The sequence below is a fragment of the Enterococcus silesiacus genome (assembly GCF_001886225.1).
Classification (GTDB): domain Bacteria; phylum Bacillota; class Bacilli; order Lactobacillales; family Enterococcaceae; genus Enterococcus_L; species Enterococcus_L silesiacus.
Genome location: NZ_JXLC01000049.1, coordinates 1 through 3169 on the forward strand (window position 1 = coordinate 1; position 3169 = coordinate 3169).

The 3169-nt window shown below is 30.4% G+C and carries 4 protein-coding genes; all 4 read left to right on the plus strand.

Annotation, left to right across the window (positions count from 1 at the left end):
- Positions 1–200 precede the first annotated feature (200 nt).
- The 4 genes from RV15_RS18240 to RV15_RS18255 all read left to right on the plus strand — a co-directional run bounded on the left by RV15_RS18240 (position 201) and on the right by RV15_RS18255 (position 3037).
- Complete coding sequence (locus RV15_RS18240; protein WP_071879409.1) at positions 201–779, plus strand: hypothetical protein; 579 nt, start codon at positions 201–203, stop codon at positions 777–779.
- 1 nt (position 780) lies between these two features.
- A complete protein-coding gene (locus tag RV15_RS18245) occupies positions 781–1260 on the plus strand; it encodes a hypothetical protein (protein WP_071879410.1) in 480 nt (159 codons plus the stop codon).
- 195 nt (positions 1261–1455) lie between these two features.
- Complete coding sequence (locus tag RV15_RS18250) at positions 1456–2085, plus strand: TipC family immunity protein (protein WP_071879411.1); 630 nt, start codon at positions 1456–1458, stop codon at positions 2083–2085.
- A 325-nt stretch (positions 2086–2410) separates the two neighbouring features.
- Positions 2411–3037: a TipC family immunity protein gene (locus RV15_RS18255; RefSeq protein ID WP_071879412.1), complete on the plus strand. Its 627-nt coding sequence runs from the start codon at positions 2411–2413 to the stop codon at positions 3035–3037.
- Positions 3038–3169: the final 132 nt, after the last annotated feature.

Here is a 3169-nt window from a genome sequence, read left to right on the forward strand (position 1 = left end):
AAAGTGCTTTAATTTCAGACATTTCCTCCCAGAAGGATACATCTTGGATCAAGGACGTCAATCAAAGATGGACAGAGAGAGAATTCAAGAACACAAAATAGGATTTCCAAATTCGTCCATTCGAATTTGGAAATCCTATTTACGAAGTATATAAAAATGGTACACTTGATTCAGAGGTAACGTTAGAGTATATTGCATTAATGGCGGAACTTCGTTTAAGAGAGTTAGATAATTTCTTGAACAGTCCTATTGGAAAAGTTTACACAACGGTTTTAGGGATGTCATTTCTCTATGGTGGAACCAAAATTATTGTTAAAGGGATTGTAGAGTTAGGGAATGGTCTAGCCATGGCATATGGAATGGATGCGGCAACTGGGCAAATGATTCCTGTTCTTGTCAGAAGTGATGGATTGGTTATTTCTGAAGTGATTCAATCTGTATCGGCGGGTGTTGCACAGGCGATTACAGGGATAGGAATTAGCGCTATTGGCGGTGGTGACTCACTACTTGGTGCCAATGGGACTCAAGTAACTAGTAAAACGATGTGGCAAAATGGGGGGACGGAGCGATTGGATGTAGAAAATCCAGCACCAGGAGAAAGAGCTGGCCAAATTCATTACCATGAACCTAACAATACTAAATGGTTGTATGATCCTAAAAGTAAGAAATTTATTCATCCGAAATCTGGGGAATTAGCACCGCCGAAAATTCAGAAAAAACTGAATGATAAGAGTATACAAAAAGCAATTGAAAAAGGACTAAATATTTTAGGAGAATGATATGCAAAATAGTAAATTAAAAAAAATTCAACAGGAATCAGAAAAAATAGAAAAGTTACCAATTCATACAGATTATATTAGTATTCAGAATTTTTTCAATATTAGAATTCAGAATATATATGACTGTCTTATTCTCGAAGAAGAAGATTTAAATGTGACTGAGAAAAATTTTGCTAATTTATTAACTATTTATGGAGATAAAACTGGATATGAAGCTTCAAATACTGAAATTCGTATCATTGATTTTTTTCCTGACCAACACTTAACTGCTGCGGAGCAGTTTTATATCGCCAAATCATGGATGCAGAACGTATTAGAAAGGATTAAAAACCTATCTGATAAAAGTATCGTATTCATTTTTAGCTATGATAATCAAACTTTAACAGTACGTTTTCATCAAAAAAGGGACGGTGAATTCTGGCTAGCTGATCCCAATTCATATGAAGAACCAGTGGGGTACTTTATTAGTAATGAAACTTAGTTCGGTTGAGAGACTATTCTTTAAATTGAGTACAAAAAACAATTTTATAGTTATCGTATTTTTTTAGCTGTTTTTTTAATTCTATTTCGATGAGTTATTTAAAGGAACACTATCCAGCATCATATAACTTCATTAGGAGTCTTGAAGAAAGCCAAAATAATTATCAAAATTATGTAAAGTAAAGGAAATTGATGGGTGAAACAAAGAAGAATCAGGTTAGTGTTTACTGTAATTTTATGTATTCTTATAATTGTCCCTATGTATTTTAGAATCAGTCAATATTTAACAATCAAAAATGTTTATGATGAAATTTATTATGATGAACGTAGAGCAATTAATACGTCTTTTTTTGGTAGAGGAAATGTTTCGTTAGGTAAAGTTGATGGTATAGCGAGTTGGAATAGAGCAGACGCTTTTGACGAGAAATTTCCTGTTAGCGAAAAATATGATGAAAAGTCATTGCCAACTAACATGACAAATATGTCTCTTAGTTTTTTCTTTTCTGAAAAAAGACTGAATATTAGTTTTGGTTATGTCTTATCCGAGTCTGTTTCTGTTAGATTCTACAATCAATATTATGTGGGGAAAAGTGAATTAGTTAGAAGTATATATTTTGTAGACGGACAAAATAAGATTAGTGAAAAAAATAAGGTAAAAGAATACTTAGACAAATATAATATCGATAAAGATATACTTGAACAATTTTATAAGAAAGGTATGGATGATATTCTTCTTAAAGATTGGTTTTCAGTTCATAAAAGTCGTTTTTTTTTAAAAAATTTAGAAGAATTAATTATTAAGGATGAACTTTTTTCAGATTTATAATGATGGTTAGGATAGCTATATCTTCAATTTTAATGAATCTGTGGCTTCTTATGAATGTAAAAAAAGATAGCGATGGAGATATCGGTTATGTAATGAGAAGAAAATTATCTTATGATCAGGCGCGTAATAAATAGTAATCAGAAGTAAGAAAAAAGAGTTCTCAATCAGAATTCTTCTCGAAATACGAAAATTTAGCTGATGTAAAACAACAAATACTAGCTGATTTAAATATAAACACAATGGAAGAATTAAAGCAAAAGCAACCAGATGCATATCAATTTATTAAAAATCTTGAAAATAAGATCAATGAATTAGGGGCATTTTAATGAAAAAGAAAACGATAGCAACAATTGTTATAAGTTCTGTAATTATTATGGTTTGTATTTTAGGAGGAATAAAATTGAAAGAATCAATGCAAGTTAAAAATGTTTTTGATGAGATGTATTATTCAGAATGGAAAGAATTAAATTTTTCAGAGAGCAAGGGATTACCCAATATGAAGCAAATCGAACATTGGGATAGAAAAAATGCTGATTTAAAAAATAGTGTAGGACCTGTTATTGAAAGGTATAAAAGTAATTTTTTAGGAAAAAATGAGTCGCTTACATTTGGGTTTGATTTATCTGAAAAGAGATTATTAATTAGTTTTGCGAAGACCATAACATCGGAGCTTTTATACAGAATTGATTTCTCTTACTCTATTTCAGAGAAACTATTAAAACAAAATGTTGTTATATTTGATGAGACAAAAGATACATACACAATAACTAATCCTCGGGAAATAGAAAAATACCTTGATAAATACCAGATATCAAAAGATTTTTTAAAGGATAAATCTAATGAAATTTTATATAACACTGTGATAAAAAATTGGGTGGAAAGCTATGATAGCTCATATAAAGTAACGGATATAGGTGAAGTTACTATTGAAAAAGATCAGTTATTAAAATAGACGAAGAAAAAATTGATCGTTGTTTTATACTCTTGATAACCATTTGGACCGGTTACAAGGGTTTGGAGTATCTGCAAGTCAAAAATTTATTTGATGAGATCTATTACACCAAAATTAAAAATATTCAAAAAC

Excerpts from the sequence above, each read along its gene's own strand:
- RV15_RS18240 (WP_071879409.1), top strand. The coding sequence starts at position 201 with ATGGCGGAACTTCGTTTAAGAGAGTTAGATAATTTCTTGAACAGTCCT.
- RV15_RS18245 (WP_071879410.1), top strand. The coding sequence starts at position 781 with ATGCAAAATAGTAAATTAAAAAAAATTCAACAGGAATCAGAAAAAATA.
- RV15_RS18255 (WP_071879412.1), top strand. The coding sequence starts at position 2,411 with ATGAAAAAGAAAACGATAGCAACAATTGTTATAAGTTCTGTAATTATT.